General features: G+C 68.2%; 13 protein-coding genes. 7 read left to right on the top strand and 6 right to left on the bottom strand.

Features of this window, described 5'->3' with window-relative positions; translation table 11 throughout:
* Positions 1-12: 12 nt before the first annotated feature.
* A complete protein-coding gene (locus tag ACZ50Q_RS24535; RefSeq protein ID WP_464079815.1) occupies positions 13-1,746 on the bottom strand; it encodes a ShlB/FhaC/HecB family hemolysin secretion/activation protein in 1,734 nt (577 codons plus the stop codon).
* A 371-nt stretch (positions 1,747-2,117) separates the two neighbouring features.
* On the opposite strand from ACZ50Q_RS24535, the gene ACZ50Q_RS24530 reads away from it, so the two are divergent.
* The 4 genes from ACZ50Q_RS24530 (at position 2,118) to ACZ50Q_RS24515 (ending at position 8,346) form a co-directional block, all read left to right on the top strand.
* Positions 2,118-2,945, top strand: a complete 828-nt coding sequence (locus ACZ50Q_RS24530) for a response regulator transcription factor (protein ID WP_464079814.1) — start codon at positions 2,118-2,120, stop codon at positions 2,943-2,945.
* Positions 2,938-5,637, top strand: a complete 2,700-nt coding sequence (locus ACZ50Q_RS24525) for an ATP-binding protein (RefSeq protein WP_464079813.1) — start codon at positions 2,938-2,940, stop codon at positions 5,635-5,637. Before ACZ50Q_RS24530 ends, ACZ50Q_RS24525 begins: the two co-directional genes overlap by 8 nt.
* Before the next feature lie 211 nt (positions 5,638-5,848).
* Positions 5,849-6,892 carry a patatin-like phospholipase family protein gene (locus ACZ50Q_RS24520; protein ID WP_464079812.1) on the top strand — a complete coding sequence of 348 codons (1,044 nt, stop codon included), beginning with the start codon at positions 5,849-5,851 and terminating at the stop codon, positions 6,890-6,892.
* A gap of 2 nt (positions 6,893-6,894) precedes the next feature.
* Entirely contained in the window at positions 6,895-8,346 is a 1,452-nt protein-coding gene (locus tag ACZ50Q_RS24515; protein ID WP_076518889.1) for a GntP family permease, read from the top strand.
* A 48-nt stretch (positions 8,347-8,394) separates the two neighbouring features.
* On the opposite strand, the gene ACZ50Q_RS24510 is transcribed toward ACZ50Q_RS24515, so the two are convergent.
* The 3 genes from ACZ50Q_RS24510 to ACZ50Q_RS24500 form a co-directional block, all read right to left on the bottom strand.
* Positions 8,395-8,685, bottom strand: a complete 291-nt coding sequence (locus tag ACZ50Q_RS24510; protein ID WP_076518890.1) for an MSHA biogenesis protein MshH — start codon at positions 8,683-8,685, stop codon at positions 8,395-8,397.
* Positions 8,686-8,787: 102 nt separating this feature from the next.
* The gene (locus ACZ50Q_RS24505; RefSeq protein ID WP_464079811.1) at positions 8,788-9,207 is read right to left on the bottom strand and encodes a hypothetical protein; all 420 of its coding nucleotides are present in this window, start codon (positions 9,205-9,207) and stop codon (positions 8,788-8,790) included.
* Positions 9,204-9,644 (bottom strand): Fur family transcriptional regulator, encoded by a 441-nt coding sequence (locus ACZ50Q_RS24500; protein ID WP_092581207.1) that lies wholly within the window; start codon positions 9,642-9,644, stop codon positions 9,204-9,206. Before ACZ50Q_RS24500 ends, ACZ50Q_RS24505 begins: the two co-directional genes overlap by 4 nt.
* 107 nt (positions 9,645-9,751) lie before the next feature.
* Between ACZ50Q_RS24500 and ACZ50Q_RS24495 the strand changes: the two genes are divergently transcribed.
* Positions 9,752-10,534 (top strand): helix-turn-helix domain-containing protein, encoded by a 783-nt coding sequence (locus ACZ50Q_RS24495; RefSeq protein WP_464079810.1) that lies wholly within the window; start codon positions 9,752-9,754, stop codon positions 10,532-10,534.
* Positions 10,535-10,573: 39 nt separating this feature from the next.
* On the opposite strand, the gene ACZ50Q_RS24490 is transcribed toward ACZ50Q_RS24495, so the two are convergent.
* Entirely contained in the window at positions 10,574-11,035 is a 462-nt protein-coding gene (locus ACZ50Q_RS24490) for a YkgJ family cysteine cluster protein (protein ID WP_076518894.1), read from the bottom strand.
* Between the two features lie 218 nt (positions 11,036-11,253).
* On the opposite strand from ACZ50Q_RS24490, the gene ACZ50Q_RS24485 reads away from it, so the two are divergent.
* Positions 11,254-11,865, top strand: a complete 612-nt coding sequence (locus ACZ50Q_RS24485; protein WP_092581205.1) for a DNA-3-methyladenine glycosylase I — start codon at positions 11,254-11,256, stop codon at positions 11,863-11,865.
* Positions 11,866-11,911: 46 nt separating this feature from the next.
* On the opposite strand, the gene ACZ50Q_RS24480 is transcribed toward ACZ50Q_RS24485, so the two are convergent.
* Positions 11,912-13,834: an LTA synthase family protein gene (locus ACZ50Q_RS24480; RefSeq protein WP_464079809.1), complete on the bottom strand. Its 1,923-nt coding sequence runs from the start codon at positions 13,832-13,834 to the stop codon at positions 11,912-11,914.
* Positions 13,835-14,177: 343 nt separating this feature from the next.
* Between ACZ50Q_RS24480 and ACZ50Q_RS24475 the strand changes: the two genes are divergently transcribed.
* The gene (locus tag ACZ50Q_RS24475) at positions 14,178-16,256 is read left to right on the top strand and encodes an AsmA family protein (protein WP_464079808.1); all 2,079 of its coding nucleotides are present in this window, start codon (positions 14,178-14,180) and stop codon (positions 16,254-16,256) included.
* Positions 16,257-16,277: the final 21 nt, after the last annotated feature.

Here is a 16,277-nt window from a genome sequence, read left to right as displayed (position 1 = left end):
TCGGTCGCTTGCTTAGTACTGGGCCGAAATGCTGAAGAACACACGGGGATTCTTGTTGCCCTGGGTCAGGACATCCCCGCTGGTGGGCTTGGCCACTTCGAAGGTGGCGTATACGGTTTTGCTCAGGTTGGCGCGCATGCCCGCGCCAATGGAGGACACGTTCGAGCGGGTCAGGGGCGCGCTTTCGCTGCGCGACCAGATGCGGCCGCCATCGATGAACGAATAGACGTGCGCGCCGTGCGGCAGGAAGCGGTCGGTCGACACGGCGTAACGCAGCTCCAGCGAGCCGGCCACGCCGTTGTCGGCGGACATTTCGCCATCGTCGTAGGCGCGGCCGAAATTCGGGCCGCCCAGCGCGAATTCCTCGCTGGCCAGGAGCGGGCTGGTGCTGTACTGGCCCGCGAACGTGGCCACCATGGACAGGCGTTCGGTGAATTGCTGCAGGCGGGTCAATTCGGCGGTGAACTTCAGGAAATCCGAACGGCCATTGGCGCGCGAGGCGAGTTCGGCGCCTTGCTGCGTCGCGCCCATCGCGTCCAGGCCCTGATGCACCGTGCCGCGGATCGCGGTGATGCCGTTCCAGCTGTCGGTGCGGTCGTAGCTCAGGCCCGCGCGCAGGACGCGCAGGCGGTCACGCGTGAAGGGCGCTTCGGTGATGTCGGTGGTGACGTTGCGCACGTCGAACGTGCCGAAGGCGCGCAGGTTTTCCAGGCGCGAGCGGATCAGCGGGTAGGTGACGGTGGCCGCGTAGGCCTGCACGTCGCTGGCGACGTTCAACGGGGCGAGGTCGCGGCCGGGCTCGCTCTTGGCATAGCTGGCGGCCAGGCCGAAGGTCATGCCGCTGTCGGTGACCAGCATGTCGTAGTTGCCGGCCACGGCCTGGCTGCGATAGGAGGGAAAGCCCAGGCGGCCGCTCAGCGTGAAGGTGTCGGCGCGCGCGCCGAACGAATTGAGCGTGACCTGGCCGGTCATTTCGCTCCAGCCCAGATAGGGCGAGCCACGGTTGTCAAAGCCCACGGCCGCGTCGACCGGCTTGCGTTCACTGCGCACCACCAGCACCGAGCCGCCCACTTCCTTGGGCGAAGCCTCCAGCGATGCGCGCACGATCAGGCCATTCAGGTCGTTGGCCAGCAGCAGTTGGCGTTCGACCTCGGCCACGTTGATCGGGCGCACGCCGCGCAGGCGCGCCACCAGCTTCTCGACCGCGGCTTGCGCCGGTCCGATGTCGCCGTCGTACATCACATCGGAGACATAGCCTTCGACCACCACGATGCGGAACACGCCGCCCTCGACGGTCTGCTCCGGCACGATGACGCGCGTGGTCACGTAGCCGTCATTGCGATAGAGCAGTTCGATGTCGTTGGCCACCTTGAAGGCATCGGCCACCGTGATCGTCTTTCCCACCAGATCCTGATAGAACGCGCTCACTTTCGCGGGAGGGTAGTGCGTGACCCCGTCCACGCGCATGTCCGTGAGCGTGAAGCTCAGCTTGTCGGCGCCGGCCGGCGCCTCGGACGCGCTGCCCTGCTGCACGGTCACCTGGGGTGCGCCGGGTGTGCTTTCGGGCAGCACGGGTTGCGGCAGCGGGCGCCCCGGCTCGGCGGCCGAAGGCAGTTGCGGACGCACGCTCTGCGCCTGGACGGGGCTGGCGACCAGCGCCAAAACCGTTGAGGCAAGACCGACTTTCAGGGAAATGGGGGACAGGAAACGGACGGCGGGACGACAGAATCGGGATAGGCGGGGCATGAAAGCTCGGACGGCGATTTGTTACATTTCGACTTAGCAGAAGCTATTTGACATACGATTCAGGCGTGCGTAAACACTATTCTGCGTCGTTGTTAAGCGCTGAAACATGCCGGCTCTCTGGCGGTAACCGCCCGGGAACGCTGGAAAAAATGCGGTGTTCCGTCCCTTTGTCGCGTGCAAGCCACAAAGTCATGGAACGAACTGTCACTAATCCAGTTTCGCGCTGTAACAAACATTATCGTAAGTGCGCAGTTATTCCATTACCGAGGTTTGCTGGAATGCAGGGTAGGTTTGCCGCAAGGAAAATTATTCGAGCAGCGGCCTCGGTACTGTCTCCTGTTCGCCACGCGGGCGTCGGGCGGCATGAAAGAATGCGCGGCATGAACGACGACTTCCTTTCGATGGCGCCGGGCCAACTCGCCGGCCTGCGCGTGCTGGTGGTCGAGGATCGCCCCGAAGACCGCATGCTGCTGGTGGACTTCCTGACCAGCCAGGACTGCCGGGTCTATGTCGCCGAGGACGGCAACGACGGCTACCGCAAAGCGCAAATGGTGCAGCCGGACATCATCCTGATGGACGTGTCCATGCCGGTCTGCGACGGCCTGGCGGCCTGCCGGCTGTTGAAGGCGGACCAGGCCACGCGCGGCATCCCCGTCATCTTCCTGACCGCGGCGGCCCTTCCCGGCGAACGGGTGGCGGGGCTGTCGGCGGGCGCCGTGGATTACGTGGCCAAGCCGTTCGATTTCGAGGAAGTGCGCCTGCGCCTGCTGATTCATCTGCGCGTGGCGTCCGCGCCTGCGCCCGCGCCCGCCTTGGCAGCGGGGGGGGCGGATGATGGCACTTCCGCCGCGGCGGCGGGGGGGACGCTGGATGGCGTCCTGTTCCGCGCCGCCCGCAAGCTGCTGCGCGAGCGGCTGGATCACACGCCCGAACTGATGGCGCTGGCCCAGGCGTTGAACACCAACGCGCGGCGGCTGAACCAGGCCTTCCGGCGCTGCGCCGGAACGACCGTCTTCGAGTTTCTGCGGGAAGAGCGCATGCGCGAGGCTCGCCGCCTGCTGTGCGAGACCAGCCTGGACATCCAGGCCATTTCGCAAGCGGTGGGCTATGGCAACCGGGGCAATTTTTCCACCGCCTTCCGCGAGCGCTTCGGCATGCCGCCGACGGCCCTGCGCCAGGAATTCGATCCCCATGCCTGATCGCCGCCTGGGTTGGCCGGGTTGGCTGCCGCTCTCCCTGTTGTTGCTGCTGGTCCTGTCGTGCCTGCTGGCGCCCGTGCGCGCGGGCGCCGCGCCGCCGTCGGTGGACCTGACCGCCGTGACCGGCAAATTGCCGCTAGTCCATGAACTGCAGGGCATCGAGGACCCGACCGGCGCCAAGGACGCCAGCGAGCTCCTGGACGGCCCCTGGCAGCCCGTGACGCCCGCCTGGCTGAACCGGGGCTTTTCCGCGTCGGCATTCTGGCTCAGGCTGGACGTGCGCAATCCCACAGCCGGTTTGGTTGAACGCTGGCTGTCCCTGGGCGTGCCCCGGCTGGAGGACGTGCGCTTCTACCTGTTTCCCGACGGCCAGCGGCAGCCCTTCAAAGTCGTGCTGGCGGGCAACCGCGAGCCGCTCGCGCAGCGCGAAGTGCCGTCTGCCGTGTCGGTGGTGTCGCTACTGCTCGCGCCCGGCGAGCGGATGACGGTGCTGGTCCGCGTGCAGAGCCGCTCGGCCATCAGCATGGAACCCGCCTTGTGGACGCCGTCGGCGTTCGTGGGCGCCGCGCAGCAAGGCACCCTGGTCCTGGCGCTGCTGATCGGCGCGCTGTTGATGGTGGTGATCTACACGGGGGTGCTGGGCGTGGCGCAGCGCGACCTGGTGTTCCTGTTGATGGGCGCCACCATCCTGATCGAAATTTTCTACAGCATCGCGTTCCAGGGATTGCTTTATCGCTATGTGCAGACGGGCGGGGGCGAAGCGGTGCTGCGCGCGCCCAGCGTGCTGGGGACGCTGGCGGCCACCTTGTTCGGCTTCACGGTGATGCGGTTCGCGGACTTGCACCGGGTGCGGCTCTGGCGCTGGGTGTATGGCGCCCTGATCGCCCTGGGCCTCGCGGGCACCGCGTGGTCAGCATGGGGCGACTATCGCGCCGCCTCGCAGACGCTGATCGGACTGATGCTGCTGTGGGCGCTGGTCTGGCTGGTGTCCATGGCCGACGGCTGGCGGCGAGGACACGCAAACGCCCGGATCTTCCTGCTGTCCTTCGCGGTGTACTGCGCCTGCTTCTTCCTGCGGCTGGCGTTCATCCTGGGGCTGCTGCCCGGACGATGGGAGGGAGGGCCGGAGGTGGCCTGGGATCTGTTGTCGATCTCGCTGATGCTGGCGATCCTGGTGCATGGACGCACGCGTCAGCACCGCCAGGACAAGCTGGCGGTCGAGCGCGAACTGACGCAGGCGCGCGAACGCGAACACAGGCGGCTGGACCAGGCCGTCACCGAGCGCACCCAGGCCTTGCAGGCGGCGCTCATCCAGGCCGACGAGGCCGGCCGCGTGCGCCAGGATTTCCTGGCCCGCATCAGCCATGACCTGCGCACGCCGCTGACCTCGATCATCGGGTTCGCGGACCTGATCCAGGCGGGCGGGCGCGACGACGCGCCGCGCGGCGCGATCATCCGCCGCAGCGCCGACCACATGCTGGGCATGGTCAATGACCTGATCGACTACGCCGCGGGCGCTGGCGGCCAGGCGCTGCGCGTCTCGCCCGAGTATGTGCATGCCCTGCTGGACGCCGTGGCCAAGGAATCCGCGCCGATCGCGGCCAGGCAGAACAACCAGTTCCTGTTGCGGGTGTCGGCGTCGGTGCCCGCCGTGCTGGACATGGATGGCAAGCGCGTGCGGCAGGTGCTGTCCAACCTGATCGACAACGCCGCCAAGTTCACCCGGGGCGGCGTGCTGACGCTCACGGCCGACTACACGGAGCCCGGCGCGGGCGAGGCGTCCGGGCTGCTCGTGCTGGCGGTGCGCGACACGGGCTGCGGCATCGCGCCGCAGGACCGGGAGCGCATTTTCGAACCCTTCCAGCGGCTGGCTTCCGCGGACAACCAGCCGGGCGTGGGGCTGGGCCTGCCCATCGTCCAGCAATGGGTGCAGCGCATGGACGGCAGCATTGTCGTCGAGAGCGGCGTGGGGCAGGGCACGCTGGTCAGCGTGTCGCTGCCGGTCCGGAAGATGGACGAATCCCGCATCTCGCATCATTACATCGCCGCCGCGCCGCATGTCCTGCCGACGCTGGATGGCTCGGGCAAGCTGCTCTGGCTGGCCGAGGACACGCCGGAGATCCGTGAATTCCTGGTCGAGGAACTGGCCAGCATGGGCTTTGACGTGGACAGCGAATCCGATGGCCGGGGTATCGTGGCGCGCATCCAGGCCAGCGACGCGCGCCGTCCCGACCTGATCCTGACGGACCACCGCATGGAAGGCGCCGACGGCGCGGCCGTGCTCGCCGCCGCCCGTGCGCGCTGGCCGGACCTGCCGGTCGTCGCGGTGTCGGCAACGCCCCATGACACGCTGGCCGTGGACGGCGCGCGCTACGACGCCAGTCTGCTCAAGCCCATCAGCCTGGTCGAACTGCGCCATGTGCTGGGCAGGCTGCTGCATCTGCCGGTCAATCAAACGGCCAACGACGCCGAGCCGGCGCCGGTGCAGACCCCTCGCCTGTCCGGCGCCGATCTCGCCCAGGTGCAACGGCTGCTGGACAGCGGTGCCATCTCGGACCTGATCGATTGGGCGCGCGCGCTGCAGGCCCGCGACGCGGCCTTCCGGGACCTCGGGGAACAGTTCCGCCGCCTGGCCCGCCAGGGAGATATCGCCGGTATACGCGCACTGTGCGAGCGCGCGCGCGCGGACTGACGTCAACGCCGCGCCGCCCCGCGGGAGGTCCGGCCATACCGGTGCTCGCAAGCCATGCCGGCGCGCCGCGGCGGGACGGCGCGCGGGCCGCCTTCCGTTTTCCAGGTGCATCGCGTATAACAGCCGTACGATATGTGCAGCGCAACATGGTGCATGTCGCAGTCACACCGATCGCAAGCTCACCCCTCAGCCTCCCGCAAGGAGTACCGCCGTGGCCCGATCCAAAGCGTCAGCGACAGCACCCGAGCCCCTGTTGATCGACCTTGCCCTGCAGGGCGGGGGCGCGCATGGCGCGTTCACCTGGGGCGTGCTGGATCGCCTGCTGCAAGAGCCCTGGCTGGGCATAGACGGCATTTCGGGCACCTCGGCCGGCGCCATGAACGCCGCGGTGCTGGTGCTGGGCCACGCGCGCGGCGGCGCCGAGGGGGCCCGCGCCGCGCTCGACGATTTCTGGCGCCGCGTGTCGCAGGCGGCCACGTTCAGTCCGTTTCGCCGCAGTCCGCTCGACGTGCTGATGGGCTCGTGGTCGCTGGACCACTCGCCCATGTTCGTCGCCTTCGACCTCGCCTCGCGCGTGTTTTCCCCATATGACCTGACCGCGTCCTCGGCCAATCCACTGGCCGGGATCCTCGACGAATTGATCGATTTCGACGAGCTGGCGCGGGCGCCCATCCACCTGTTCGTCACCGCGACCAACGCGCGCACGGGCCGCGGCCGCGTGTTCAAGAACGCCGAGGTGAACGCCGACGTGCTGCTGGCCTCGGCCTGCCTGCCCACCATGTTCCGGGCCGTGATGATCGACGGCGACCCCTACTGGGACGGGGGCTACAGCGGCAACCCCACCATCACGCCGCTCGTGCGCGAATGCAAGTCCCGCGACACCATCCTGGTGCAGATCAATCCCGTCGAACGCCCGGGGCTGCCCAGCAGCGCGCGCGAGATCATGAACCGCCTGAACGAAGTGACCTTCAATGCCTCGCTTCTCAAAGAGCTGCGCATGATCGCGCTGCTGCGCCAGGTGGCCGATCCCGGCAACGGCGAAGGCGCGATGTGGGCGGGCATGCGCATCCACCGGGTGTCGTCGGACCTCATGGTGAAGCTGGGCTATTCGTCCAAGCTCAATGCCGAATGGGCCTTCCTGTGCATGCTGCGCGACGAAGGGCGCAGGGCGGCGGACAGCTTTCTGGAGGCCCACGGCGCCGACCTGGGCAAGCGGTCCACGCTCGACATCGATGAAATGCTGGGCGAGGTCTGATCATGGGACTCTCAGGCATCCTGCTCGCCCTCGTACTGCTCATCTGGCTGGCCTATCGCGGCTGGAGCATCCTGCTGCTGGCGCCGGCGGCCGCCACGATCACCGCGGCCGCGGCCGGCGAGCCCTTGCTGGCGCACTGGACCCAGACCTTCATGGGCGGCGCGGCCGGCTTCGTGGCCCAGTTCTTCCCGCTGTTCCTCTTGGGCGCGCTGTTCGGCAAGCTGATGGACGACAGCGGGTCCGTCACGGCCATCGCCGATGCCATGACGCGCAAGCTGGGCGCCCGGCGCGCCATCCTGGCGGTGGTGCTGGCCGGCGCCATCGTGACCTACGGCGGGGTCAGCCTGTTCGTCGCCTTCTTCGTGCTGGCGCCCATGGCGCATGCCCTGTTCAAGTCCGCGGGGATTCCGGTGCGCCTCATGCCCGCCGCCATCCTGCTGGGCACGTCCACGTTCACGATGTCCGCCTTGCCCGGCACGCCGGCCGTGCAGAACGCCATCCCGATGCCGTTCTTTGCGACCACGCCGTTCGCCGCGCCGGGGCTGGGCATTGTCGCCAGCGCGATCATGCTGGGATTCGGCCTGTGGTGGCTGACGCGCGCGGAGGCCGCGGCGCGGCGCGCGGGTGAAGGCTACGTCGCGCCAGCGGGCATGGCCGTCGACGTGTCCGAAGACGTGGTCGTGCGCGAACGCGCGACCGTGGCGCGCGAGTTCGATCCCGCCGAGATCCAGCACGGCCAGCGCAGCCCGGACGCGCCCTCAACGCTGGTGGCCGCGACGCCGCTGGTGGTGGTGATCCTGGTGAATCTGCTGATGACGCTGGTCGTCCTGCCGCGCATGGACACTGGCTGGCTTGCCGATGCGCGCTGGGGCGGCACCAGCCTGGCGGCCGTGGGCGGGGTCTGGTCGGTGATCACCGCGCTGCTGGCCGCGATTGCGGTGCTGGTGGCGCTGAACTTCCGGCGGCTGCCTTCGGTGCGGGACACCATGGACGCTGGCGTGAATGCGTCGGCGCTGCCGTTGCTGAGCGTGGCGAGCCTGGTCGGGTTTGGCGCGGTGGTCGCGTCGCTGCCGTCCTTCGCAATGGTGCGCGACTGGGTGCTGTCGATCGAGGGCGGGCCGCTGGTGTCGCTGGCCGTGGCGACCAACGTGTTGGCGGCGTTGACCGGGTCGGCCTCCGGGGGCCTGACCATCGCCCTGCAGTCGCTGGCCGGCACGTACATGGAACTGGCGCAGACCCTGGGCATTGATCCGGCGCTGATGCACCGCGTGTCGGTGATCGGCGCGGGTACGCTGGACAGCCTGCCGCACAACGGCGCCGTCGTGACGCTGCTGGCCGTATGCGGATCGACGCACCGCGAGGGCTACATGAACATCGTCGTGGTGGGCATCGTGGGGCCCATCATCGGGCTGGCCGCCGTCATCGCGCTGGGCAGCGCGGTGGGATCGTTCTGACATCGTTCTGACGCAATGCGATGCGACGCGATGCGACCCGCCGTGCGCTCAGGACAGTGAGCGGGCGGGCAGCGCTGCCGACAGCTCGTTCAGGCTGAGGCCGCAGCAACGCGCCCGCTCGGCGAGCGTTTCGCTCTGCTCCAGGGCGCGCCGGCTTTCTTCCAGCAACACATCCAGCTGCTCCTGCGGCGTGGCCGCCATCGCCCACGCGCGCTCGGCAAAGCGCACGGAGAACCGGTCGACACAGGCCTTGCAGATGGCCGCGCCGTTCTGTTCGAGCAGCGCCGCGCCCTGCGCGAGCGTGGATTGGCAAAACAGACAGGCGAGGGCGTGATTCATCGGGGCGGCCGGGACGGGGTGGGCGAAAAGCGGCCGCGCAAGGTCGGCGCCTGCCTTGAACAACGGCCGCGCGCGCCCAGTCTTAAATCGGCGATCCGACCCTTAATCCACGTTGAAGCCACCCGGCCCCGCCTGCCCCAGCAGTTCGCGGGCGCATTGCAGGGCTTCGTCCGGCGTGGCCACGGTCAGGAACGGCAGGCCGAAGGCGCGGGACATCTTTTCGGCGCGCTTGCGCAGCGTGTCCCGCGCGGCGGGATCCCGCTCCACGCCGATGAACGCCCGGCAGCGCGCCCGCAGACGCGGCAGGTTGGCCGTCTGCCACGCAATCATGGCCTTGCGGTCTTCGTGCGCGGCCTCGCGCCGCATGTCGGGCACCACCATGACAAAGCGATGCGGGTTCTCCACCAGCCACTCCATTTCCCGGATCCACCCGGTCGAGTAACCCGGTTGCGCGCCGTCGTGGCGCGCCGTGACGATGGGAAAGTGCGTCAGGTCGTGGAAGAAAAACTGATCGGGGTTCATTCGAAGGCTCCGTGGGGCAGGGCGGGTTGGTCGTCGGCGCAGCCGCAGCTGCCATAGAGGACGAGGCTGTAGGAATCCAGCGCGAAGCCGCTGCGCCGGGCGATCTTTCCGACCCGTTGCGCCATGGCGGGATCGCTGGCTTCCCGGATCTGCCCGCAGCGCGTGCAGACCAAGTGGTCGTGATGGCCTTTGTCGCTGAGTTCGAACACCATGTTGTGCGTATCGAGCTGGGTGCGCCGGAGCAGGCCCGCCTGTTCCAGTTGCGTGATCACCCGGTAAACCGTGGCCAGGCCGATATTGCTGTGGTCCGAGACGAGGCGGCGGTGGATGTCCGCGGCGCTCATGTGCTGGTCCGCGTGGCGGTAGAAGATGTCCAGGATCTTCAAACGCGGGAAGGTGGCTTTGATACCGGCGTCGCGCAGCCGTGTGTGGTCCATGAAATTTCTCCATTCGGGGGCTGATGTCCGATTGATGAGAATGATGTACATTTTCAAGTAGACCCGCTAACGGGAACCCGACAACCTGTAGCTCAAACCTGCCAATCATGCTTGAAGCGGCCGCCGCTCCCGCCTTGCCCGACGTCCTCCTGACGCCGTCCAGCGTGCGCAGGCGGCGCGAATCCAAGGGCATTTCGGTGCCCGCGCATGTGCATCAGGAGGGCATGCTGGTGCTCGTCCACGAAGGGCTGGTGGTGGTGCAGTCGGGCGGGCGCGTGCTGTCGGTGCTGCCGGGCACCCTGGGCTGGGTGCCGCCGGGCGTGCTGCATGGGGCGCGTTGGTTTGGCGAGGCGCGCGGATCGTTCCTGCATGTGCACCCCGGCATCTGCGGGCGCTTGCCGCCGGTCTGCCGGTCGTGGCCTTCTTCCCGGCTGATCGAGGCGCTGGTCGAGCGCTTCACCCAAGGTGCGTGGCAAGACGCGCCGCCGTCCTATCAGGCGCAATTGTTCGACGTGCTGCTGGAAGAGCTCAGGCAGCGCAGCGGCGAGGCGTGCGTGCCCTTGCCGATGCCGGCCGATCCGCGCCTGCAGGATCTGGCGAACACCCTGCTGGACACCCCGGACGACACGGCCGGCATCGACGAATGGGCCCATCGGCTGAACATGTCTTCGCGCACACTGATGCGGCGCTTTCGCCGGGAAACCGGCGTGACGCTGGGGCAGTGGCGCCAGCAGGCGCGGCTGTTGCGGGCGCTGGAAATGCTGTTCCGCGGCGGGTCGGTCACGCAGGTCGCGCTGTCGGTCGGCTACGAGAGCACCAGCGCGTTCATCGGCAGTTTCCGCACGGCCTTCGGGATGACGCCCACGCGATATCTCGCGGGTCGCGCCTAGGGCGTCCCCGCGCGGCGGCAGGGCGGGGCGGTGCGGAATTCAGGCCGCGGCGGGCTGGTCCGGATGCAGCGGCCCCTCGGGATCGTTCTCGGCATCGGGCCGGGGCGGGACGGGCGCCAGCCCCAGTCCCAGGCGCAGGCGCTGGCAATCCGGGTTGGGCGAGCCGTCCGGCATCCAGATATCGAATTCGCGGCAGGGCGTGGGGCGGTTCTCGTAGATGGCGCAGTGGATGCCGGGCTTGCCCAGTTCGCCGCGCAGCGAAATGCAGCGTCCTCCACCCAATTCCGTGCCCTTCATGCAGGCTCGCAATGGGCTCATCTGGGTGACGAGGTCCAGCGGCACCTGGCCGCCGTTTTCGCCGGCCAGCTCGCCGATGTAGAAGGACACGCGGAAGTGGGCGCAACAGGCGCCGCAGTCCAGGCAGGGATTGGCGGCGGGATCGTCGCCGGCCAGCACGGCGGGCGATACGAACGAGATGAGCGTAGTCAGTGGCAGGGACATGGGGCAGAAGTCCGGGTTGGCCTGTCCGGCTCCCCGCATTGACGCATGGGGCCCGCATCGCGCCGGCCCGCCATGCTGATCCGGGGTGCGCGCGGCCCAGGCCGGCGCCGAATCAAGGCGGGAAATATTATCTGGATTTGAATGCCGGCCGCTACGACTTTTTCCAGGGACGTTGCTGGAGTAGCATCGGTGGCCCGTCTGCCCTCAGGAGCATTCCCTTGTCCGCCAAAACCGATTTTCCCGATGGCCTGGCCCGCTGCGGCTGGGTGGACACCTCCCCCGAATACATGGCCTACCATGATGCCGAATGGGGCCGCCCCGAGGCCGATGATCGCGCGCTGTTCGAACAGCTCTGCCTGGAAGGCTTCCAGTCGGGCCTGAGCTGGCGCACCATCCTGAACAAGCGCGAGGCCTTCCGCCGCGGTTTCGCCAACTTCGATCCCGCGGCGCTCGCCCGCTTCGGCGAAAAGGAAGTCCAGGCGCTGCTGGCCGATCCGGGCATCGTGCGCCATCGCGGCAAGATCGAAGCCATGATCCACAACGCGACCCGGGCGCTGGAAATGGTCGAGCGCGAGGGGTCGCTGGCGGCCTACTTCTGGCGCTTCGAAGCCCCGGCCAGCGACGCATCCACCTACGGCGCGTCCACCTCCGAGCAGTCCGAAGCCCTGTCCAAGGCGCTCAAGAAACTGGGTTGGAAATTCGTCGGGCCGACCACGGTCTATGCGTTCATGCAGTCCGTGGGCATGGTCAACGACCACAGTCCCGATTGCCATTGCCACGCCGTCATCGAGAAAAAGCGCAAGGCGTTCGTGCGGCCGGCGGGGCGGTAGCTGGGAGCTGGTCGCCCGTCGCCCGTCGCCGGGCCGCGGCGCCGGCTCAGCTGGCCGGCTGCGTGCGCGGCTCGGTCTGCACCGGAGCCTGCGACGGCAGGCAATACCGGCCCTCGCGGTAAGCCCAGCTCGGCCACAGCGCATGCGCCAGCGCCTCGGTGGCCAGCCCCGCGTCCAGCGGCACGGGCGCGTAGTCTTCGGGCGCCGTGTAGCGGTACTGCACCGGGGTCTTGTTGGGCGCCAGCACCAGCAGGTCATCGCCCTTCAGGTAACCGTAGGTGTTGTCGTACTGCATGATGGCGCGCCCCGGCGTGCTGCGCGTGAGGTCGTGCCCGATCATCGGGTGTTCCGTATCCATGCCGATCAGCGACAGCAGCGTCGGCGGCAGGTCGATCTGGCTGATCAGGCGGTCGTCGCGCCGCGCCTCGATGCCGGCGCCCAGGATGACCGCGGGGATATGGAAATGGCGCACCGGCACCAGGCTGGCGCCGAACACGCGCGAGTCGTGGTCGGCCGCCACCAGGAAGACGGTGTTTTCCCAGTAGGGCGAGGCCTTGGCCCGTTCAAAGAAGCGGCCCAGCGCCCAGTCCGCGTAGCGCACGGTGTTTTCCACCGTGGCCGGATTGCCCTCGGTCTGGATGCGGCCCTCCGGGTACTCCCAGGGCGAATGGTTGGATACGCTGAAGGCCAGCGTGAAGGAAGGCCGGTCGCCGTCCTCGCGCAGCAGGCGGTCGAGCTGGTTGAACATGTCCTCGTCCGACGCGCCCCAGGTGCCGACGAAGGCGGGGTCGACGAAGTCCGGCCGGTCCACGATCTCCCGGAAGCCGTTGCCCAGGAAAAAACCCTTCATGTTGTCGAAGTGCGACTCGCCGCCATAGATGAAGCGCGAATGATAGCCATGGCGGCCCAGCAGGTCGGCCAGCGAGAAAAAGCCGCGCTGCGACCGGGGCAGCTTGAGCACCGCCTGCGCGGGGGTGGGCAAAAAGCCGGTGGTCACGGCCTCCAGGCCGCGCACCGAGCGGGTGCCGGTGGCGTAGGCGCGCGTGAAGGTCCAGGCCTCGCGCGCCAGCGCGTCCAGCTCCGGCGTGAGATCGGCTCCGCCCAGCGCGGCGCTGTACTGCGCGCCCAGGCTCTCTTCAAGAATGATCACCAGGTTGAGCGGACGCGGCGTCTGGCGCGTCGCGGGCTGGGGATGCAGGCTGGGGAAGTCGGGATTGGGCGGCGGATACGGCAGGCCGGACTGCGCAAGCACGATTTCGTGCATCTTGTCGTCGTCCATGCCGCCATACACCGCGGACGCCGACTTCTCGTTCTTCATGCTGTAGACCGCATAAAAGACGTTATAGAGCGAGTTCAGCGCCAGGGTATTGAGCATGCCGTCAGCGCAGTAGGCCACCGACGAGGGATTGATGGGGCGATGGCTCAGGGTGCCGCGGATGGCCAGGATCACCACCGCCAGGATCGCGACGCTGGCAAGCGGCATCTGCCACCACGTCAGGGGCGCATCGGGGCGCGCATGGCCGAGCAGGGCCCAGGCGGCCCAGCCGATCACCGCCAGGGCGCCCAGTCCGCCCAGCAGTGCGCCCTTGTAGCCGCGCCAGAGCATGCCCGAGACCTCGCGCGGGTGCTTCAGGTATTCCACGAACAGCCGGTTGGGGCGCGAGTCGTACTCGATGATGAAGGGCGGCGTGGCCACTTCCAGGAAAGCCAGCAGGACGAAGGCAACCAGGTACCACACCGAAGTCACGGCGGCGGCGGCGGGGATGTGGCCGAACAGCGGCGACAGCACGGCCGGCAGCGCCGCCAGCACCGCGATCTGATGCGCGTCGATGCGCAGCCCGCGCAGCAGCAGGGGCGCTAGGCCGCCCGCATTGCGCACGCGCTGCCATTGCCAGAGCGCCAGGGCCAGGCGGCTGAGCGTCAGCAGCGCAAAGGCCGCCACTACGAAAATCAGGGTTGAATGCCGCATCGGGCCTCCAGGTTGTTCTGCTTTCCGGCCCGGCTCGGGCGGATTCGATCAAATGCCATTGGAACCGCGCCGTCGTCAAAAATTCGGCAATTGCGGGGAATCCGGCTGATTCCGCCCGCCCGAGTCATCTCTCTTTGTAACGGTCGCGCGCAGCCCGGGTACGGCACTTGCTGCCCCGTCACGCGGGCGCCTGCGCCGGGCCGGACATCTCCGATGCGACGCCTGGAAAAATCCGTACACATTATGGCGCTGCCCAGTCCGGCCGGCGCTGCGGGCCGCGATACCCTTGGGTGGTAACCATGGCCGGCACCGGGTGGCCGGCAGCAAGCCAAGGATAGTAACCATGACGCGAACAAGAAAAATAGCGATCGGGATTGTAGGGGGCATTGCCCTGTTGGTGGCTGTCTTGGTGGTCGTGATCGCCACTTTTGATTGGAACCGCGCCAAGCCCATGATCAATGAGCGGGCCAGTGCCGCCCTCGGCCGGCCCTTTGCGATCAACGGCGACCTGAGCGTGCGCTGGGAGCGCGAAACCGGCGAAGGCGGCTGGCGGTCGTGGGTGCCCTGGCCGCGCGTGGTCGCCCACGACATTACGATCGCCAACGCGCCCTGGGGCAAGGCGCCGCATTTCGCCACGCTCAAGCGCGGCGAGTTCAGCCTGGCGCCCTTGCCGCTGCTCGCCCAGCGCGTGGTCATCCGCCGCATCCAGCTGACCGAGCCGGCCGCGGACCTGGAGCGTCTGGAAGACGGCCGCGCGAACTGGGTCTTCACCCTTCCCGAGTCGGGCGAGCCGTCGCCCTGGGTGCTGGACATCAACGAAATCGGCTTTGACAAAGGACGCGTCGGGCTCGTCGACCAGATGCTCAAGGCCGACCTGACCGTGCTGGTCGATCCGCTGGGCAAGCCCGTGCCGTTCGCCGACGTGGCCGGCAAGTCCTTCGTGCCGCAGGACGGATCGGCCCCGGCGCCCCGCGATTATGTGTTTGGCTGGAAGGTCGACGGCAAGTACAAGGGGCTGCCGACCAAGGGCGAGGGCAAGGTCGGCGGCATGCTGGCAATGCAGGATCCCCGGCAGCCATTCCCCTTGCAGGCCGACGTCGCCATCGGCGGCACGCGCGCGTCGGTCGCCGGCACGCTGACCGATCCCGTCAACCTGGGCGCGCTCGACCTGCACCTGAAACTGTCGGGCGCCTCCATGGCGCAGCTCTATCCGCTGACCGGCGTGACGCTGCCCGACACGCCGCCCTACAGCACCGACGGCCATCTCGTGGCCAAGCTGCAGAATCCGGGCGGCGCGGTGTTCGAGTACCGGGATTTCAACGGCAAGGTCGGCGACAGCGACCTGCGCGGGGACATCACTTTCGCGCTGGGTGCGCCGCGTCCCAAGCTGACCGGCAAGCTGTCCTCCAAGCTCCTGCGCATGGCCGACCTGGGGCCCCTGATCGGCGTGCCCTCGGGCGGGGGGGCGTCCGCCGCCTCGGACAAGTCCGCGGACGCGCCCGCCAAGCCCAAGGGCGGCAAGGTGCTGCCCACCCAGGCGTTTCGCACCGACCGCTGGCGCGACATGGATGCCGACGTCTCGCTGGACGCCGCGCGCATCGTCCACGACAGCAAGCTGCCGCTGTCCGACCTGTCGGCGCACGTCGTGCTGCAGGATGGCAAGCTCACGCTCGATCCGCTGCGCTTCGGCATGGCGGGCGGAACCATGAGCGCCACGGCGCGGCTGGACGGGTCCGGCACGCCCCTCACGGGCCGCGTCGATATGCGCGCGCGCCGCCTGCAGCTCAAGCAGCTCTTTCCGTCGGCCGAATCCATGCAGAAGACGCTGGGCGAACTGAACGGCGACCTGGCGATAAGCGGCGCCGGAAACTCCGTCGCCGCCTTGCTCGGCACCGCGACGGGCGACGTGAAAATGCTGGTCAACGATGGCGTGATCAGCCGCAGCCTGATGGAGCTGGCGGGCCTGAACGTGGCCAACTACGTCGTCTCCAAACTGTTCGGCGACGACGAAGTGCAGATCAACTGCGGCGCGGCCGACCTTGAACTCAAGCGTGGCGTAATGACCCCGCGCGTCTTCGTCTTCGATACCGAGAACGCGCTGATCAGCATTTCGGGCACGGCCAACTTCAAGGACGAGACGGTGGACCTGGACATCTCGCCCGACAGCAAGGGATTCCGCATCTTTTCGCTGCGCTCGCCGCTGTACGTGCGCGGGTCTTTCGGGTCGCCCGACGTGGGCGTGCACGTGGCGCCGCTCGCGGCGCGCGGCGCGGGCATGGTGGCGCTGGGGGTGTTGCTGACGCCCGCGGCCGGCCTGCTGGCGCTGATCGCGCCCAGCACCACGGACGAGAACGCCTGCGGCCCGCTGCTGGAGCAGATGCGCAAGCCGCCGAAGGCGCCCGCGCCCGCCAAGGGCAAGTAGTTCAGGCGCGGAGCGGCCGCG

The sequence above is a fragment of the Achromobacter sp. T5-5 genome, from assembly GCF_055397965.1.
Note: the sequence above shows the minus strand (reverse complement) of the source record. Positions and strands in the feature narration are given on the sequence as shown.

Bases quoted from the DNA above. Each gene is read 5' to 3' on its own strand.
- ACZ50Q_RS24495 (WP_464079810.1), top strand. From the start codon at position 9,752: ATGCTTGAAGCGGCCGCCGCTCCCGCCTTGCCCGACGTCCTCCTGACG.
- ACZ50Q_RS24500 (WP_092581207.1), bottom strand. From the start codon at position 9,644: ATGGACCACACACGGCTGCGCGACGCCGGTATCAAAGCCACCTTCCCG.
- ACZ50Q_RS24490 (WP_076518894.1), bottom strand. From the start codon at position 11,035: ATGTCCCTGCCACTGACTACGCTCATCTCGTTCGTATCGCCCGCCGTG.
- ACZ50Q_RS24480 (WP_464079809.1), bottom strand. From the start codon at position 13,834: ATGCGGCATTCAACCCTGATTTTCGTAGTGGCGGCCTTTGCGCTGCTG.
- ACZ50Q_RS24530 (WP_464079814.1), top strand. From the start codon at position 2,118: ATGCGCGGCATGAACGACGACTTCCTTTCGATGGCGCCGGGCCAACTC.
- ACZ50Q_RS24510 (WP_076518890.1), bottom strand. From the start codon at position 8,685: ATGAATCACGCCCTCGCCTGTCTGTTTTGCCAATCCACGCTCGCGCAG.
- ACZ50Q_RS24525 (WP_464079813.1), top strand. From the start codon at position 2,938: ATGCCTGATCGCCGCCTGGGTTGGCCGGGTTGGCTGCCGCTCTCCCTG.
- ACZ50Q_RS24515 (WP_076518889.1), top strand. From the start codon at position 6,895: ATGGGACTCTCAGGCATCCTGCTCGCCCTCGTACTGCTCATCTGGCTG.
- ACZ50Q_RS24535 (WP_464079815.1), bottom strand. From the start codon at position 1,746: ATGCCCCGCCTATCCCGATTCTGTCGTCCCGCCGTCCGTTTCCTGTCC.
- ACZ50Q_RS24505 (WP_464079811.1), bottom strand. From the start codon at position 9,207: ATGAACCCCGATCAGTTTTTCTTCCACGACCTGACGCACTTTCCCATC.
- ACZ50Q_RS24475 (WP_464079808.1), top strand. From the start codon at position 14,178: ATGACGCGAACAAGAAAAATAGCGATCGGGATTGTAGGGGGCATTGCC.